Here is a 14640-nt window from a genome sequence, read left to right on the forward strand (position 1 = left end):
TGAGATAATCATTAATCTGCCAGCTTTTTAGCTTTTTTTAGACGAATGCTAGAGGGAGATATTCCTAATAGTTTTTTGAAGCAAGTAGAGAAGTAGGTGGCATTTTTGAAGCCACATTTAAAAGCAATAATTTGAATAGGATGGTCAGTGGTTGTCAGCAGATATTTAGCTAATTTAATACGTTCTTGAAGAATATATTCACTGAAGCTTAGGCCTACCTCTAATTTAAAAAGATTACATAAGTAACATTTATTGATATTCACGTTATCACAAACAATATCTAAGGTCAGCTCATCTTGCAAGTGGGTATGAATGTATTTTAGGGCATTTTTGATATGTGCATTTTGTTGTTTTTCTATTTTATACATATAGCAGGAGCTATAGGCAGTGATGATTTTTTCGCCAAGGTCAATAAATTCATTAAAAGTAATAAGCGCAACAAGCTGGTCATTCTCCCAACAGCACTCATGCAAAGAAACATTTTCTTTTAATAAGATAAAGTTATAGATGCTATGATTTAAGGCAGTTAAAAAACAGCGCTGTGCGGCAAGGCTATTAAAATGAAGTTGAGAGGCCTGCTTCGTAAAAAGCTCAAGGGCTTGTTTGGTATTACCGCAGTATAGCAAAGTACAAATTTCTAGGTGATTATAAATTATGTGTGTCATAAATAACTCCTTTGTAACTCATAAAAAATAGAAAATCTAAAAATAACTAAAAAATACTCAAATATTTTAAAACATGGCTTTATTATAGCATGATATGATTTAAAAAGTTAGTCATAGCTAACTAAAAAATAAACATAAGTAAAAAATAATAAAATTATAAATAAATGTACAGGAGGAAATTATGTTAAATATAAAAAGAGGTTTTTTAGTAGGTATAATAGTTGCACTAGGTGCACTTTCGGTAGGATGCGGTAGCACACAAGTTTCACAGCAGGCAGATCAAAATACCAAACAAGAGGTAGTACAAACAGGACAAACAGAACAAGCAGACAAGCAAGAAGATATGGCAACTGGTGAAACTGAATTTACAGATCGCGTAGTGGTTTCATCAGTAGCAGGGGTTCAAATATTAGATGCTTTAGGCATACCTATGGTGGGTGTACCAACTAGTAGTTATGAATTACCAGAAAGTGTACAGGGAGTTACGCAAATTGGTAGTGCCATGTCACCAGATATGGAGGTGATTACTTCTTTGGAACCGACGGTCGTTATTTCTGTAGACTCTTTATCAGAAGACTTAAAGTCACAATTTGAAACATTAGGCATTGCATCAGAGTTCATTAACTTATCAAGCTATGAAGGTCTTAAAGAAAGCATTATATTTTTAGGTGAAAGATTTAATGTAAGTGAAAAGGCAGCTGAATTAGTAGGTAGTTTAGAGGCTAAAGAAGCAAGCATTCAAGAAATGGTGGAAGAGAAGGAATCCCCTACTGCACTTATTATCTTCGGTGCAGGACAAAGCTTTATGGTAGCTTCAGAGGCATCATATGTAGGAGACCTTGCAAAACGCGTGGGGATAACGAATGTAATTGAAAATACTACAACTGGATTTTCACCAGTAGATATGGAATATTTAGCGCATCAAAATCCAGAGTATATTTTATTTATGGCACATGCAAATCCAGAAGAATCATTAGCAGCTTTTAAATCAGAATTTGAAACAAATGCTGCATGGCAAAACTTTGAGGCGGTAAAAAATGATAGGGTAGTGGCACTAGAAACAGAGTATTTCGGGATGAGTGCAAACCTATTAGTTGTAGATGCTATGGAAAAGTTAGTAGAAATCGTATATGCGGAGTAATGAAAAATGAAGAAAAATATATGGGCATTTAGCATAGTAAGTGTATTACTTGTCATAAGTATTTTACTTGCCATCTCTGTAGGAAGCGTCATGGTGCCTATAGAGGAAGTGATCAGCGCTATTTTTCATGGCGGTGGTGGAAGTGGCGGCATTGTAAGAGATATTCGTATTCCAAGGGTTATCATGGCCGTATTAGTAGGGGCAAACTTGTCTGTGGCGGGGGTACTTTTACAAGGGGTTATGCGAAATCCTCTAGCAGACCCTGGGATTACAGGGATTTCTTCAGGAGCAGGTGTAGTAGTAATGATTGTGATGCTATACTTCCCTGGGGCCACAAAAAGTATGGCCCTCTTTGGGTTTATTGGTGGAATGATGGCCTGCTTTATGATTTATTCTTTGGCATGGAAGAAGGGCATTTCAGCTATACGCATTATTTTGGCAGGGGTTGCTGTAAATGCCATGTTAGGCGGTTTATCCAGTATGATTTCTATTTTAAATAGTGAGAGTCTTTCGGGTGTACTTACATGGCTTAATGGTGACTTAGGTAAAAAAAGTTGGGCACAAGTACGTGCTATGAGTGTTTACACAGTGGTAGGACTTACCTTTGCCTTTGCTATGAGTAAAAGCTGTGATGTGCTAGCGTTAGGTGACAAAAATGCCAAGAGCCTTGGATTTAATCCTAATAGGCTACGTATTTTAGTTTCAGTGGTGGCAGTACTGCTAGCTGGAATTTCAACAGCTTATGTAGGAATTATTGGTTTCATCGGACTAGTTGTCCCACATATTTCAAGAATGCTGATGGGCTCTGAGCATAGAATTTTAATGCCGTTTACAGCTTTATTTGGGGCGCTGACATTACTTGTAGCAGATACATTAGGTAGAACGGTAACTGCACCTTATGAGATTCCAGTAGGAATTATTATGACAGTTATAGGTGGACCATTCTTTTTATATCTTTTAAGAAAGGATGATAAAAATTATGGAAGTTAAAAATATAGATTTTACATATGGGGGTAAACCCTTTATTGAAAACTTAAGCACAGTGATTGAAACAGGTAAGATTACAACGATTATAGGGCCAAATGGCTCAGGTAAATCAACACTTTTAAATGTTGTAGTCAATCAGCTAACGCCTCAGAGTGGTCATGTTATTTTAAATGGACGTAATCTTAGTACAATGCCAATCAAAGAAATTGCAAAAGAGATGACAATCGTTCATCAGCAAAATGCAGCACCTGGGGATTTAACAGTGGAGCGATTGGTAAGCTTTGGGAGATGTCCTTATCAAGGATTTTTTTCTGCAAAAGATGAAGAGAATGAAGAGAGTATTAACTGGGCACTCAAAGTAACAAACTTAAAAGATATGGCCCATAAAAGGATTAGTCAGCTTTCAGGCGGTGAAAGACAAAGAGCATGGATCGCTATGGCACTGGCACAAAAAACAAAAATTTTATTTTTAGATGAGCCAACGACTTATTTAGATATTCACTATCAGCTGGACATCTTAAATTTAGTGAAACAGCTTAATAAGGAGTATGGCATGACGATTGTCATGGTTTTACATGATATTAATCAAGCAATTTTATTTAGTCATAATCTACTGATTATGAAAGGTGGTAGCTTGCTTTATGCCGGCTCGGTAGAAGAAGGTATTACAAAAGAAAGATTAAAGGAAGTCTATAATATTGAGGCAGATATTCGCTGGTGTCCTAAAAATAAATGTCAGTATATCGTGCCTATTGTATCAGGGATTGTAAGTTAATCTTAAATAAAAATTAATAGAGGTGAAATATGAAAGTATTAGTAACATATTCAAGTAAAACAGGTAACACAAAGAAATTAGCAGAAGGTATTTTTGAAGGCTTAGAAGTAGCTGATAAACAAATTATGCCAATGAAAGAAGTAACAGATTTAGCAGCTTATGATGTGGTATTAGCAGGATACTGGGTAGACAAAGCGGGCCCAAATGAAGAAGCTAAAGTATTTTTACAAGGTTTAGAAAACAAGGTAGTAGGCCTCTTTGCCACATTAGGTTTCTGGCCAGATTCAGAGCATGCTTGGCAATCATTATGTAATGGGGAAGCATTAGTAAAAGATAAAAATAAGGTTATTGCAAAATACATTTGCCAAGGTAAATTAGATTCTAAGATCATCCAGATGTTTGAGAAGTTGCCACAAGACAACCCACATGCAGTCACACCAGAAAAAAGAAAACGCTATGAAATTGCTGCAAATCACCCAAGTAAGGTAGACCTTCTTGCAGGGGCTGAGTTGTTTAATGAAAGGCTGAAGGCAAATGTTTAGTCAGCGTATAAAAACCCATCATAGTGCCATGGCAAGTGGCAATAAATATTTGCTGGGCGTTAAAAATGTAGAGGAAGTACTTTCTAGTCCAAATGAAAGTGCCCACGAAAAAAATGCAACGATTTATATTCATGTACCATTTTGCAAGAAGATTTGTAGTTTCTGCAATATGCGAAGAAGTCTACAAGAACCTAGTACACAGTATGCAGACTTAATTGTCAGGGAAATAGAGAATTACGGAAAGTTTAATTACATACAAGATACAGTATTTGATGCAGTTTACTTTGGTGGTGGTACCCCAACTACCTTATCTGGAGAGGCATTAGCGAAGATTTTAAAGGCACTTAAGCACACTTTTCGCTTGACAGCTAATGCAGAAATTACCATAGAAACTACAGTGACTGAGTTAACCTCAGAAAAAATAAAGACCTTAGTAGCGGCTGGAGTAAATCGTTTTTCAGTAGGTATTCAGACATTTGATGAAGAAGGCAGAAAGTTGATGGGGAGAGTTGGTAGTGGTACCCAGGCGTATAAAAAGCTTAAGGAACTTAAAAGTTATGAAAATGTTACAGTAAGTATGGACCTTATTTATAATTATCCAAAGCAAACTATGGCGAGTTTATATAGTGATTTAGATAAAATTATAGCTTTGGATTTGGATGGATTTTCCATGTACTCCCTTATTAATATGAAGGAAACAGCTATAGAGGGGGCACAAAGTCAGGAAAACGATGAGGTTATGTTTTTTGCCATTAGTGAATATATGAAAAAGGCTGGTTATAATTTTTTAGAGCTTACGAAGATGGTAAAGAAAGATGCCTATAAATATATTAGCAACCGTCATCAAGGTGCAGATACATTACCTCTTGGTGCAGGGGCAGGTGGCTCCATAGGCGGGCTTGCTATGATGAATCCTATAAAGTTAGAGGAATATGAAAAGAGTGTGCAAGAGTTTAATACAAGAAGTGGGATGCATTTTAAAAGTGACTATAAGCAGGTTGTAAAATTCAAAGGGGATTTGCAGATGTTATATCTTCCAAAGAATGAAAGCTTATATAAAGAGCGCATGAAATATGAAGAGGTCTTAGAACAGTTAGTAACACAAGAAATGGTAGTACCGGAAGCAACGTATTACCGTTTAACGACTAAAGGAATATTCTGGGGCAACACAATTTCAAGGCAGTTATCATTACTCATATAAAATAAGTTATTTAATGTCATGCATCATCTCATTAGAGCTAAAAGTAAAATGAAGGGACAAGTTATGAAATAAAGTATGTTACATAGAATTAGCATAAGTGTTACCTGTTTGTAATATAAGGAGAATATAATGAAAGAAATACAGAAAATAGTATTTGCAAGGGGGATATTATGCTAATTTTAAAAAAATGGATAAGTGGCATTGCTTTAGCAAGTCTATGTGTCTCCACGGCTTATGGCGCTACTAATAGTGATGCGAATCTAGTAGAAAAAGCAAGCTTTGCCAAAAGCCTAGATGATTTACAGACAGGAAGTAATAAGATAGATGTAATGCTAGAAGGAAATTTAACAAGAGAAGAAGCTGCCGTACTTATTGTAGAAGCATTAGGCTACAAGAGTTTAGCTGCAAATTATGAAAACAGCAATAGCTTCAAAGATGTAACAACACATAAAGGTGAGATTAATTTAGTAAAAGCTTTAGGCCTTATGAACGGGACTAGTCAAAATGCTTTTAATCCCAAAGCCTATGTGAGCGCAGAAAGTGCCAAGACAATCATTAGCCGTATACAAGCTAAGTTAGAAACACCACTCAAATGGCAGCATGCCTGCTATGCAATTAGTTCAAGCAGTCAGATGGACCGCATTACAAATTATGATGCTATCAGTTTTGGGTGGGCAAGTTTAGCTTATAATAATGGTGATTTCTCAGTAAGTACAACAAGTGGAGACTTTAAAGTACCATCTAGTTTTGAGATTCCTGTGGATTTGGCACAAAATAATGGAGTAGAAACGTATCTAATGGTTTACTATGATAACAAAGATAATGCAGTAAATAAGCTTTTTACAGATCAAGCTAAACGTAACCAGCTTATTAAGGAACTTGTCAGTTTATGTAATGGCGTGACTAAAGAGGGGCAGACAAGAAGTTTTGACGGTCTTACCATAGACTTTGAGCAATTTTACAGTAGCGATTTAAAGGCACCTTATATGACTTTCTTAAAAGAACTTAAAGCCGCTTTAGCTGCCCAAGGTAAAAGGCTCAATGTAGCGGTTCAGCCAACTACTAATTTTAAGGGCTATGACTATAAGGGCATTGGTGAAGTCGCAGATCATGTCATCCTTATGGCACATGACTATGGTGCAAAGACCTTAACAGCAAACGATCAAGCAGCAGGTACTACGAATACGCCAATAACGCCAATCAAGGCAGTTTATGGTACCTTAGAAGAAGCTGTAAATGCCATCTCAAATAAAGATAAAATCGCCCTTCAAATCAGCTATGCTAGTGTGCAGTGGCAAGTAAAAAACAACAAGGTTACAAATAGCAGTGCTTTTACACCAAGCTATGCACAAATCCAAAGTCGCTTAAATACAGTAGGCACTACTATACATTTCGATGAAACAACTCAAGATACATATGCCACCTACGAAGCAGATGGGATGAAAAATGTGATTTGGTATGAAGACCAAAGAAGTACACAGGCAAAAATTGATTTAGCCAAGCTTCTAGGCATCACAAGTGTCTCTTACTGGCGTTTAGGCAATATGCCAAATTAAAAAATGGTATGAGATTTAACAAATAGTGGAATTTACATTAAAATAAAAAATAAAAATATAATTTTTAGTTGAAAATAATAATATTTTCTAATAAAATAGAGGTAGAGATAAACAACACGCAGAGGTGGCGGAATGGCAGACGCGCTAGATTCAGGTTCTAGTACCAGCAATGGTGTGGGGGTTCAAGTCCCCTTCTCTGTATCAATCTCAAGTGGTGTTTTAAATTTCTACATAGGAGAGCCCTCCAGCCTATTATCAAGGCTTTGGAGGGCCTTTTTTTGCTGTGGGAAAATATTAAAAAGAAAGTTGAATGTAAAAAAATATTACTTAGTCTATAGCCGAATTTAATTAAGTTTTAAGCAATAAGTGGGGATTTTATTTTTTTAGGACATATATCTTAGTGTAGGAACGAAGTTAAAACTCAAAGGCATAAACCAGAAAGCTTAATCTTTAATCCCAATACCAAGTGCTAGAACTTTTTTAGGGGAGGCAGGCGATGGAGGGCTGCGATGATGCAGGGACGGTGGCGTTAGTGAGATAGACACAGTGACTGCAAATTTTAGAACAATCCTATTATCAGAAGGCCTTTGAACTTTGCAAGGATCCAGGGCTATAGCAGAGTCTATAGTTTAAACATGTAGCAAGGAAAAAGGGTAAGCCTCCCACTTCTTCTGATCTTTATAAGGTACAAATGAATAAGCAGCTTCCAAGTAGGCAAGTTTTCACTGAGATGAAGTAAATCCTTGGGAGGCGATTGATGGATTTTTAGTGATGCAAAAGCTGCTTATAAGTGGGTGCTTGAAAGAAAAGAGGAGGCTGAGAAGATAGGGTACAAGGTGTAACAATACATAGCATTGCAAAAGAAATAAGTTCATTTTACGAGGTAAAATGAACTTATTTCTTTTTTTGTTTAACTAAAATGAACTTCTTAAAAATAATATTTGAACTTTCTGGATTAAATACTTGAACTTTAAAGAGGTGAGTGATATTATTAGAACAAAATAAATGAACTTTTTTGAATTTTTAAAGAATAGTATATTTGATGAGTCAAGAAGGGGAATGAATGATGGCTGATAAAATATTTGCAGAACGATTTAAGGAAGCAATGAACAAACAGGGAATGAAACAGGTTGATTTGATTCGAGCGGCAACTACGGGGGGAATTAAACTTGGCAAGAGTCAAATCAGTCAATATGTAAGTGGAAAAGCAGTGCCTAGAGAAAATATTGGTCATTTCCTTGCGGAGATTTTGAATGTTGATGTTAAGTGGTTATATGGTAAAGATTTAAAATCTGATGGGACTGGTAATGACAATATGGTGAGGTTATCTAGTGAATGTGCTAGAGGAGAAAGGGGAATAAGTATGCGTGAATTTAAAAAATCATCAAAGTTAGATAATGTTTTATATGATGTAAGGGGGCCTGTTGTAGAGGAAGCAACAAGGATGGAGGAAAGTGGTACACATGTACTAAAGCTGAATATCGGGAATCCGGCACCATTTGGTTTTCGTACACCAGATGAGGTTATATATGATATGCAAAGGCAATTAACAGCGTGCGAGGGATATTCAGCAGCTAAAGGACTTTTTTCTGCTAGAAAAGCAATTATGCAATATGCTCAGCTTAAAAACATTCCTAATGTTTCTATAGAAGATATTTATACAGGAAATGGTGTAAGTGAACTCATTAATTTGAGTATGTCTGCATTACTTGATAATGGTGATGAAGTGCTAGTTCCTGCACCAGATTATCCATTGTGGACTGCTTGCGTAACATTAGCAGGTGGAAAGGCAGTTCATTATATTTGCGACGAACAAGCTGAGTGGTATCCTGATATGGAGGATATAAAAAAGAAGATAACTGACAAGACAAAAGCAATTGTAATTATTAACCCTAATAATCCTACAGGGGCATTATATCCAAAAGAGATTCTGCAGCAAATTGTAAATATTGCAAGGGAACATCAGCTTATTATTTTTTCAGATGAAATATATGATCGTTTAGTAATGGACGGAGAAGAACATATATCTATTGCATCATTAGCACCAGATTTATTTTGTGTTACTTTTAGCGGCTTATCAAAGTCACATATGATTGCGGGATTTAGAATAGGTTGGATGGTTCTGAGTGGGAATAAAAATATGGCGAGAGATTATATGCAAGGGCTTAATATGCTATCCAACATGAGGCTTTGTTCAAATGTACCAGCTCAATCGATTGTTCAAACTGCACTGGGTGGTTATCAAAGTGTTAATAACTATATTGTCCCAGGGGGAAGAGTATATGAACAACGAGAATATATATATAAGGCGCTTAATGATATACCAGGAGTAAGTGCGGTAAAGCCTAAAGCTGCATTTTATATTTTTCCTAAAATAGATATTAAAAAGTTTAATATTTTGGATGATGAGAAGTTTGCACTGGATTTATTGAGAGATAAGAAAATACTCATTATACATGGTGGAGGATTTAATTGGGGAAAACCAGATCATTTCCGTGTTGTTTATTTGCCACGTATAGAGGTGTTAGAGGATGCTGTTAAAAAGATTGGTGATTTTCTCAGTTACTATAAACAATAATTAAAATAAAGCGGCTAACGTTGCATTATCAGCTTAAATTTTGAGCTTGAAATATGAAAGTTAGAAGTTGAACTTTCATACGCTATGAAAAGGGAGTTATTGCGAAATAAATTTCACAATAACTCCCTTTAACAGTTGGTTTCTCTATACTTTATGGCGGGACTTAATATTTTAAAACTTTTTAATTTTATTGTCTATAAATATTTACAATATTTGCAATAGTGTGATATTATATTTTTGAGGTTAAGGAATAATTTGGTAGATATATCATTCATTAACTAATAGCGCTTAGGTTAATAAGGTTTTGGGAGGGGAGACTTAATGGTATAAAGATGCTACTAAAAGGTTGTTCTACATATCTCATAGTATTGATACATTAAAAATGGTCAAGAAATTAATTGGGGAGGGGATTTTGAATGAGTCATTCACTTAAGGTAAAGACAGCAAAAGTTTTGATGCTTGCAATGATGGGGACTTGTATAAGCACTACAATATGGGCAGAAGAAACACCAGTAAATGTAGTGCAAGAGGCCGGCAGCGTAGATGGGGGCGCAGCTGAAGAAGATAGTAATACAGTTGGGGCTGTAGAAGTATCAGAAGCTACGGAAAAAGTAGAGGGAGTAGAAGAAAATGTGCAAGCACCTGAGCTGGGGGAAGAAATAGTTGCCGATGAAAATAGTGAGAAAGCAGCTAAGGAAACAGATAATGAAGAGTGCCTATCATCAGAGATTATTGAAGATGATACGACAGGATTATCTGAAAAATTAGCTAAGATTAAAAATACTTTACCAATGAATAGACCATTATGGATTGCAGGAAACTTTAATTTCTTTATTTTTGATACGCATGAGATGACAAATGGGGATTCCGAAGGACGTGTAGCAGTAGGCAAAAAGGCAATTTATAACCAATATGCTATTGCTCAAACGATAACAACTGAGGAAAATCAATATCCGGTAGCTGTTGTGTTAGGTAATGGGGGGAGCTTCTCATTAACAAGTGGTCAAGTAAGTGGCAATATTATTACAGATAGCAAAGACAATGTGACATTACAATATGCAGGTGCGGGTGCTATAGATGAAATGAATGTCAATAATGATATCATTGATTTTGCAGCACTTCAGAAAAAGTACATTGTGTTATCTTATTTCTTAGCACTGAAGGTACCTACAGGAACAGTACAATATAATCAGTATAATAAGAATTGCTTAGAATTAAAGGCGTCTGATGATGCAGATAAGATGGTAGTCTTTACATTGCCACCAGATGTAACAAGCTTAGGTGAAATCCAAATTTCTAATATTGACATGGAAAAACAACCTACGATTGTCATTAACTCTATGGGAAATGCCATTGGCCAGACAGCCCAAATGATGATTAATGGTAGCAGTGAACTTGCAAAGTCTTATGCAGGCAGAATTATTTGGAATTTACCACTTGCAATGCCGGGGCATGATATACCAATCGCAGGAACGATTTATGGCAGTGTACTTGCACCAACAGGTGATTTTAGAGTAGCAGGCTATGGCAATATTGAGGGAACATTTATTGCAAATTCATTTGTTTCCAAAGGTAATTTCGAAGGTCATAACAATCCATTTATAGGCAAATTACCACCAATTACTTGTCCTAATTTAGAGGAATTAGAGTACTGGATGAATTTACAGCCATAAAAAGCAAAAAACAAAGGAAGTGCTATGGAACGATTTAAACCGTTTCATAGCACTTCCTTTGTTTTTGTACTTGAATAAATTTAATTAAAATGGGTAAAGTAATTGAGGTTAATTTATACAACATAGAGGAGTGAAAATATGAGAAAACAACGCAGAGGACTTATAATGTGCATGGTGGTTATACTAGCATTGCAATTATGTATGAGTATTTATGCCAGCACTAGTCAAAACATGCAAAATTCCAAGAACATAGTAGAATTCTTGAAAAAGAATGAAAAGGAATATTCAACATTGGAGCAGGCATTAGAAGCAGCTGGACTTACAGAGACATTAAAGGGTGAAGGTCCATTCACTATTTTCGTCCCAACCAACAGGGCTTTTGAACAATTACCAAAGGGTGCTTTAGAAAATCTTTTAAAGCCAGCCAATAAAGCACAACTTACAGATATACTCACATATCATGTTACAAAAGGTAAATTACCTGTTGAGGAAATTACTAAGTTAAATGGTCAAGACATTACGATGCTCAATGGTAAATCCGCTAAGATAGAAGTTAAAAATGGGGATGTCTATATTGATGGGGCTAAGGTTTTAAAAGCAGATGTTCCAGTAAGCAATGGTGTTATTCATGTTATTGATACAGTAATAATGCCTGAAAAATAGTAGATGAGAATAAAAGAATATAAAAGGTAATAATAATATGAAAGGCGTAAAAGATGCTTAATGCAGTATTTTTTATGCCTTCTTTTTATAAAAGTGTAAAATTACATAAAAAAGTTCATATTGACAAATATCGATATGAACTTTAATATAGATACATCAATAAATTTCGATGTGAGGAGAGCTATGGAAAATAAATATAAAAAGCATGCCATGATTTTCAAGGCTTTTTGTGATGAGAATCGTTTGATGATTTTAGAAATGCTTCAAAGCGGCGAGAAGTGTGCATGTAAGTTGTTAGATGAACTGAATATTGGGCAATCTACTTTATCGCATCATATGAAAATACTTTGTGAATCAGGAATTGTGGTAAGTCGAAAAGAAGGAAAATGGACACATTATGCCATTAGTGAAGAAGGCACATGCCATGCAAAGGCATTATTAAATGATTTGACTAAGGTGAATAATAGTGGTGAAGCTCAGGGAAAATGCTAATTCTAATAAAATAAATGATAGGACAATAAAATGAAAAAAGTTGATTTAACACAAGGGAAAGTAATGAATGTATTACTTGCTTTAGCACTGCCTATTATGGGAAGTTCACTGTTGCAGTTTACATACAACTTAGTGGATATGCTCTGGGTGGGGCATTTAGGGAGTGATGCTGTAGCAAGTATTGGGTCTTCTAGCTTTTTTGTAGCATTAGGTTATGCCATTAATGCCCTCATTATGATTGGTACAGGGATTAAGGTAGCACATAGTGTAGGAAAAGATGATACGAGAGAAGCTAAAGAATATATACAAACAGGAATGCAGATGAGCGGAATCATTGGCTTTATTTATGCCATAGTGCTCATTTTATGTGGGAAGAACTTTATTGGCTTTTTAGGTCTTAATAAAGTAGAAGTAGCTGCAAATGCTTATAGGTATTTGGCATGGAGTGCACCAATGCTATTTTTTGCATGCTTTAACAATGTATTTTCAAGGATATTTGCTAGCTTAGGCAATACCAAGAGTGCGCTTAAAATAAGTACTGTAGGGATTATAATCAATATTGTATTAGACCCTATTTTAATTTATATTTTCAAATGGGGCGTGATAGGGGCAGCAATTGCCACACTTATAGCCAATGTGGTTATGTTTGTAATGTACTTAGGTGTAGGTAAGGAATTTTTAAAGATAGATTTTAAGCAAAAGATAGACTTTGAAAAAATGAGTGAGATTACAAGACTCGGAACACCGATTGCTTTTCAGCGTATTCTATTTACCTTAATTAATATTTTACTGGCTAAGTTGATTGCTCAGTTTGGTTCAGATGCAGTAGCAGCGCAGAAGATAGGGATTCAAATAGAATCTGTAACTTATATGGTAACAGGTGGTTTAAATGGTGCAGTGGCTAGTTTTATAGGGCAGAACTATGGGGCTAAAAAAGGAGAACGACTTAGAAAAGGATATCAGACAGCTATAGGTGTAGGTATAGTTTATGCAGCCTTAAGTAGTCTTATCTTTTGGGTGTTCCCAGAGCAGCTTGCAGGTTTATTTGTAAAGGAAACTGCAACGATTGCCATTGCCGCAAGCTATCTGCGTATCATTGCCTATTCTCAGATTTTTAATGCCATGGAAATGGTATCTAATGGCTTTTTAACGGGGATTGGCAGACCTAAGATTCCATCTTATGTCAGTGTTATTTTTACAGCCTTAAGGTTGCCTATGGCATATATTTGTGTAAGCTTTCTTGGTGTTAATGGCATTTGGTGGAGTATAACGATTTCAACCATGTTAAAAGGCAGTGTCCTTGTGGGCATTTATCTTATAAGTATTAAAAATAAAATTACATTTACAGCTTAGTTTAAGCAAAAGAGGAGATTAAAATGGAAAAATTAAAAGTTGCATTCGTATGTGTGCATAATTCATGTAGAAGTCAGATGGCAGAAGCATTAGGTAAAAAGTTAGCTTCAGACGTATTTGAAAGTTATTCAGCAGGGACAGAGCTTAGACCACAGATTAATCAAGATGCAGTTAGAATTATCAAAGACTTACATGGCATTGACATGAACGAAACACAACGCAGTAAACTGCTTGAAGATATTCCAGAGGTAGATGTAGTCATTACAATGGGCTGTAATGTAAAATGCCCAAACTTACCATGTAAGCATAGAGAAGACTGGGGCCTTGAAGATCCAAGTGGCAAAGAAGATGAAGCATTCATTAAGACAGCTAAGATGATTGAACAAAAGGTACTTGAGCTAAAAGCAAGAATTGCAAATAAGGAAATTTAATAAGAGGTAGAAGAGGCAGTAGGAAATAAGTTTCTTATTGTCTCTTATTTTTAATTTGATAATGGATTTTTAATTTAATAATGGAGAAAAATGGTTGTATGATTAAATACATAATTTGAAGTAATGAGGGAATTACTAAAGAGGTAATAAAAATGAAAGGAGATATTAAATATGTCAGTAAATTCAAGCATCGGATGCACTGTGAATTCATGCAAGTATCATGCAAAATCGCAGGACAACTGTACACTTAGCAAAATTATGGTAGGAACACATGAGGCACATCCTACACAAGTAGCTTGTACAGATTGTGAATCTTTTGAGTTAGAGAAATAAATGTTATGAAGGAAGGAGACGATAAGCAAAAGAAAGAAAAGGTAAAACAGAAAGAAGGTAATAATGGAAAAGGCGTAATGATGTAGACATACACATTACGCCTTTTATAATTCTAAATCTTTAAATGTTATTTACAAAATTGAGTTAAATTAATTAGGGATATAGATTTCACAGTTATATAGATTTCACATTTACAAATTTTAGTTATTTATAGTTTTTAGTCATGTGAAATCATTGAGAGAAACCTATT

The 14640-nt window shown here is 35.4% G+C and carries 14 protein-coding genes and 1 tRNA gene; 14 read left to right on the plus strand and 1 reads right to left on the minus strand.

Annotation, left to right across the window (positions count from 1 at the left end; translation table 11 throughout):
* Window positions 1-11: 11 nt before the first annotated feature.
* Window positions 12-665 carry a helix-turn-helix domain-containing protein gene (locus AC1VAQ_RS14925; RefSeq protein WP_302597464.1) on the minus strand — a complete coding sequence of 218 codons (654 nt, stop codon included), beginning with the start codon at window positions 663-665 and terminating at the stop codon, window positions 12-14.
* Window positions 666-846: 181 nt separating this feature from the next.
* On the opposite strand from AC1VAQ_RS14925, the gene AC1VAQ_RS14930 reads away from it, so the two are divergent.
* The 14 genes from AC1VAQ_RS14930 (at window position 847) to AC1VAQ_RS14995 (ending at window position 14390) form a co-directional block, all read left to right on the plus strand.
* The gene (locus tag AC1VAQ_RS14930) at window positions 847-1806 is read left to right on the plus strand and encodes a helical backbone metal receptor (RefSeq protein WP_302597463.1); all 960 of its coding nucleotides are present in this window, start codon (window positions 847-849) and stop codon (window positions 1804-1806) included.
* A 6-nt stretch (window positions 1807-1812) separates the two neighbouring features.
* On the plus strand, window positions 1813-2796 hold the full coding sequence (locus AC1VAQ_RS14935; RefSeq protein WP_302597462.1) for a FecCD family ABC transporter permease: 984 nt from the start codon (window positions 1813-1815) through the stop codon (window positions 2794-2796).
* Window positions 2786-3568: an ABC transporter ATP-binding protein gene (locus tag AC1VAQ_RS14940; protein ID WP_302597461.1), complete on the plus strand. Its 783-nt coding sequence runs from the start codon at window positions 2786-2788 to the stop codon at window positions 3566-3568. Before AC1VAQ_RS14935 ends, AC1VAQ_RS14940 begins: the two co-directional genes overlap by 11 nt.
* A 29-nt stretch (window positions 3569-3597) precedes the next feature.
* Window positions 3598-4110 (plus strand): flavodoxin family protein, encoded by a 513-nt coding sequence (locus tag AC1VAQ_RS14945; protein ID WP_479904100.1) that lies wholly within the window; start codon window positions 3598-3600, stop codon window positions 4108-4110.
* A complete protein-coding gene (locus tag AC1VAQ_RS14950; RefSeq protein ID WP_302597459.1) occupies window positions 4103-5311 on the plus strand; it encodes a coproporphyrinogen-III oxidase family protein in 1209 nt (402 codons plus the stop codon). Before AC1VAQ_RS14945 ends, AC1VAQ_RS14950 begins: the two co-directional genes overlap by 8 nt.
* 170 nt (window positions 5312-5481) lie before the next feature.
* Window positions 5482-6867 (plus strand): glycosyl hydrolase family 18 protein, encoded by a 1386-nt coding sequence (locus AC1VAQ_RS14955; RefSeq protein WP_302597457.1) that lies wholly within the window; start codon window positions 5482-5484, stop codon window positions 6865-6867.
* Between the two features lie 118 nt (window positions 6868-6985).
* Window positions 6986-7068, plus strand: a tRNA-Leu gene (locus tag AC1VAQ_RS14960).
* 865 nt (window positions 7069-7933) lie between these two features.
* Window positions 7934-9445, plus strand: a complete 1512-nt coding sequence (locus tag AC1VAQ_RS14965) for an aminotransferase class I/II-fold pyridoxal phosphate-dependent enzyme (RefSeq protein WP_330697547.1) — start codon at window positions 7934-7936, stop codon at window positions 9443-9445.
* A 416-nt stretch (window positions 9446-9861) separates the two neighbouring features.
* Window positions 9862-11118: a choice-of-anchor A family protein gene (locus tag AC1VAQ_RS14970; protein ID WP_302597455.1), complete on the plus strand. Its 1257-nt coding sequence runs from the start codon at window positions 9862-9864 to the stop codon at window positions 11116-11118.
* Window positions 11119-11256: 138 nt separating this feature from the next.
* Window positions 11257-11781 carry a fasciclin domain-containing protein gene (locus tag AC1VAQ_RS14975; RefSeq protein WP_303243912.1) on the plus strand — a complete coding sequence of 175 codons (525 nt, stop codon included), beginning with the start codon at window positions 11257-11259 and terminating at the stop codon, window positions 11779-11781.
* Between the two features lie 183 nt (window positions 11782-11964).
* On the plus strand, window positions 11965-12273 hold the full coding sequence (locus AC1VAQ_RS14980) for an ArsR/SmtB family transcription factor (protein WP_302597453.1): 309 nt from the start codon (window positions 11965-11967) through the stop codon (window positions 12271-12273).
* A gap of 30 nt (window positions 12274-12303) precedes the next feature.
* Window positions 12304-13626, plus strand: a complete 1323-nt coding sequence (locus AC1VAQ_RS14985; RefSeq protein WP_479904101.1) for an MATE family efflux transporter — start codon at window positions 12304-12306, stop codon at window positions 13624-13626.
* Between the two features lie 23 nt (window positions 13627-13649).
* Window positions 13650-14057, plus strand: coding sequence for an arsenate reductase ArsC (locus AC1VAQ_RS14990; protein WP_302597451.1), 408 nt, complete (start codon window positions 13650-13652; stop codon window positions 14055-14057).
* A gap of 171 nt (window positions 14058-14228) precedes the next feature.
* A complete protein-coding gene (locus AC1VAQ_RS14995) occupies window positions 14229-14390 on the plus strand; it encodes a DUF1540 domain-containing protein (RefSeq protein WP_302597450.1) in 162 nt (53 codons plus the stop codon).
* Window positions 14391-14640 lie beyond the last annotated feature (250 nt).

This window comes from Cellulosilyticum sp. (genome assembly GCF_982396655.1).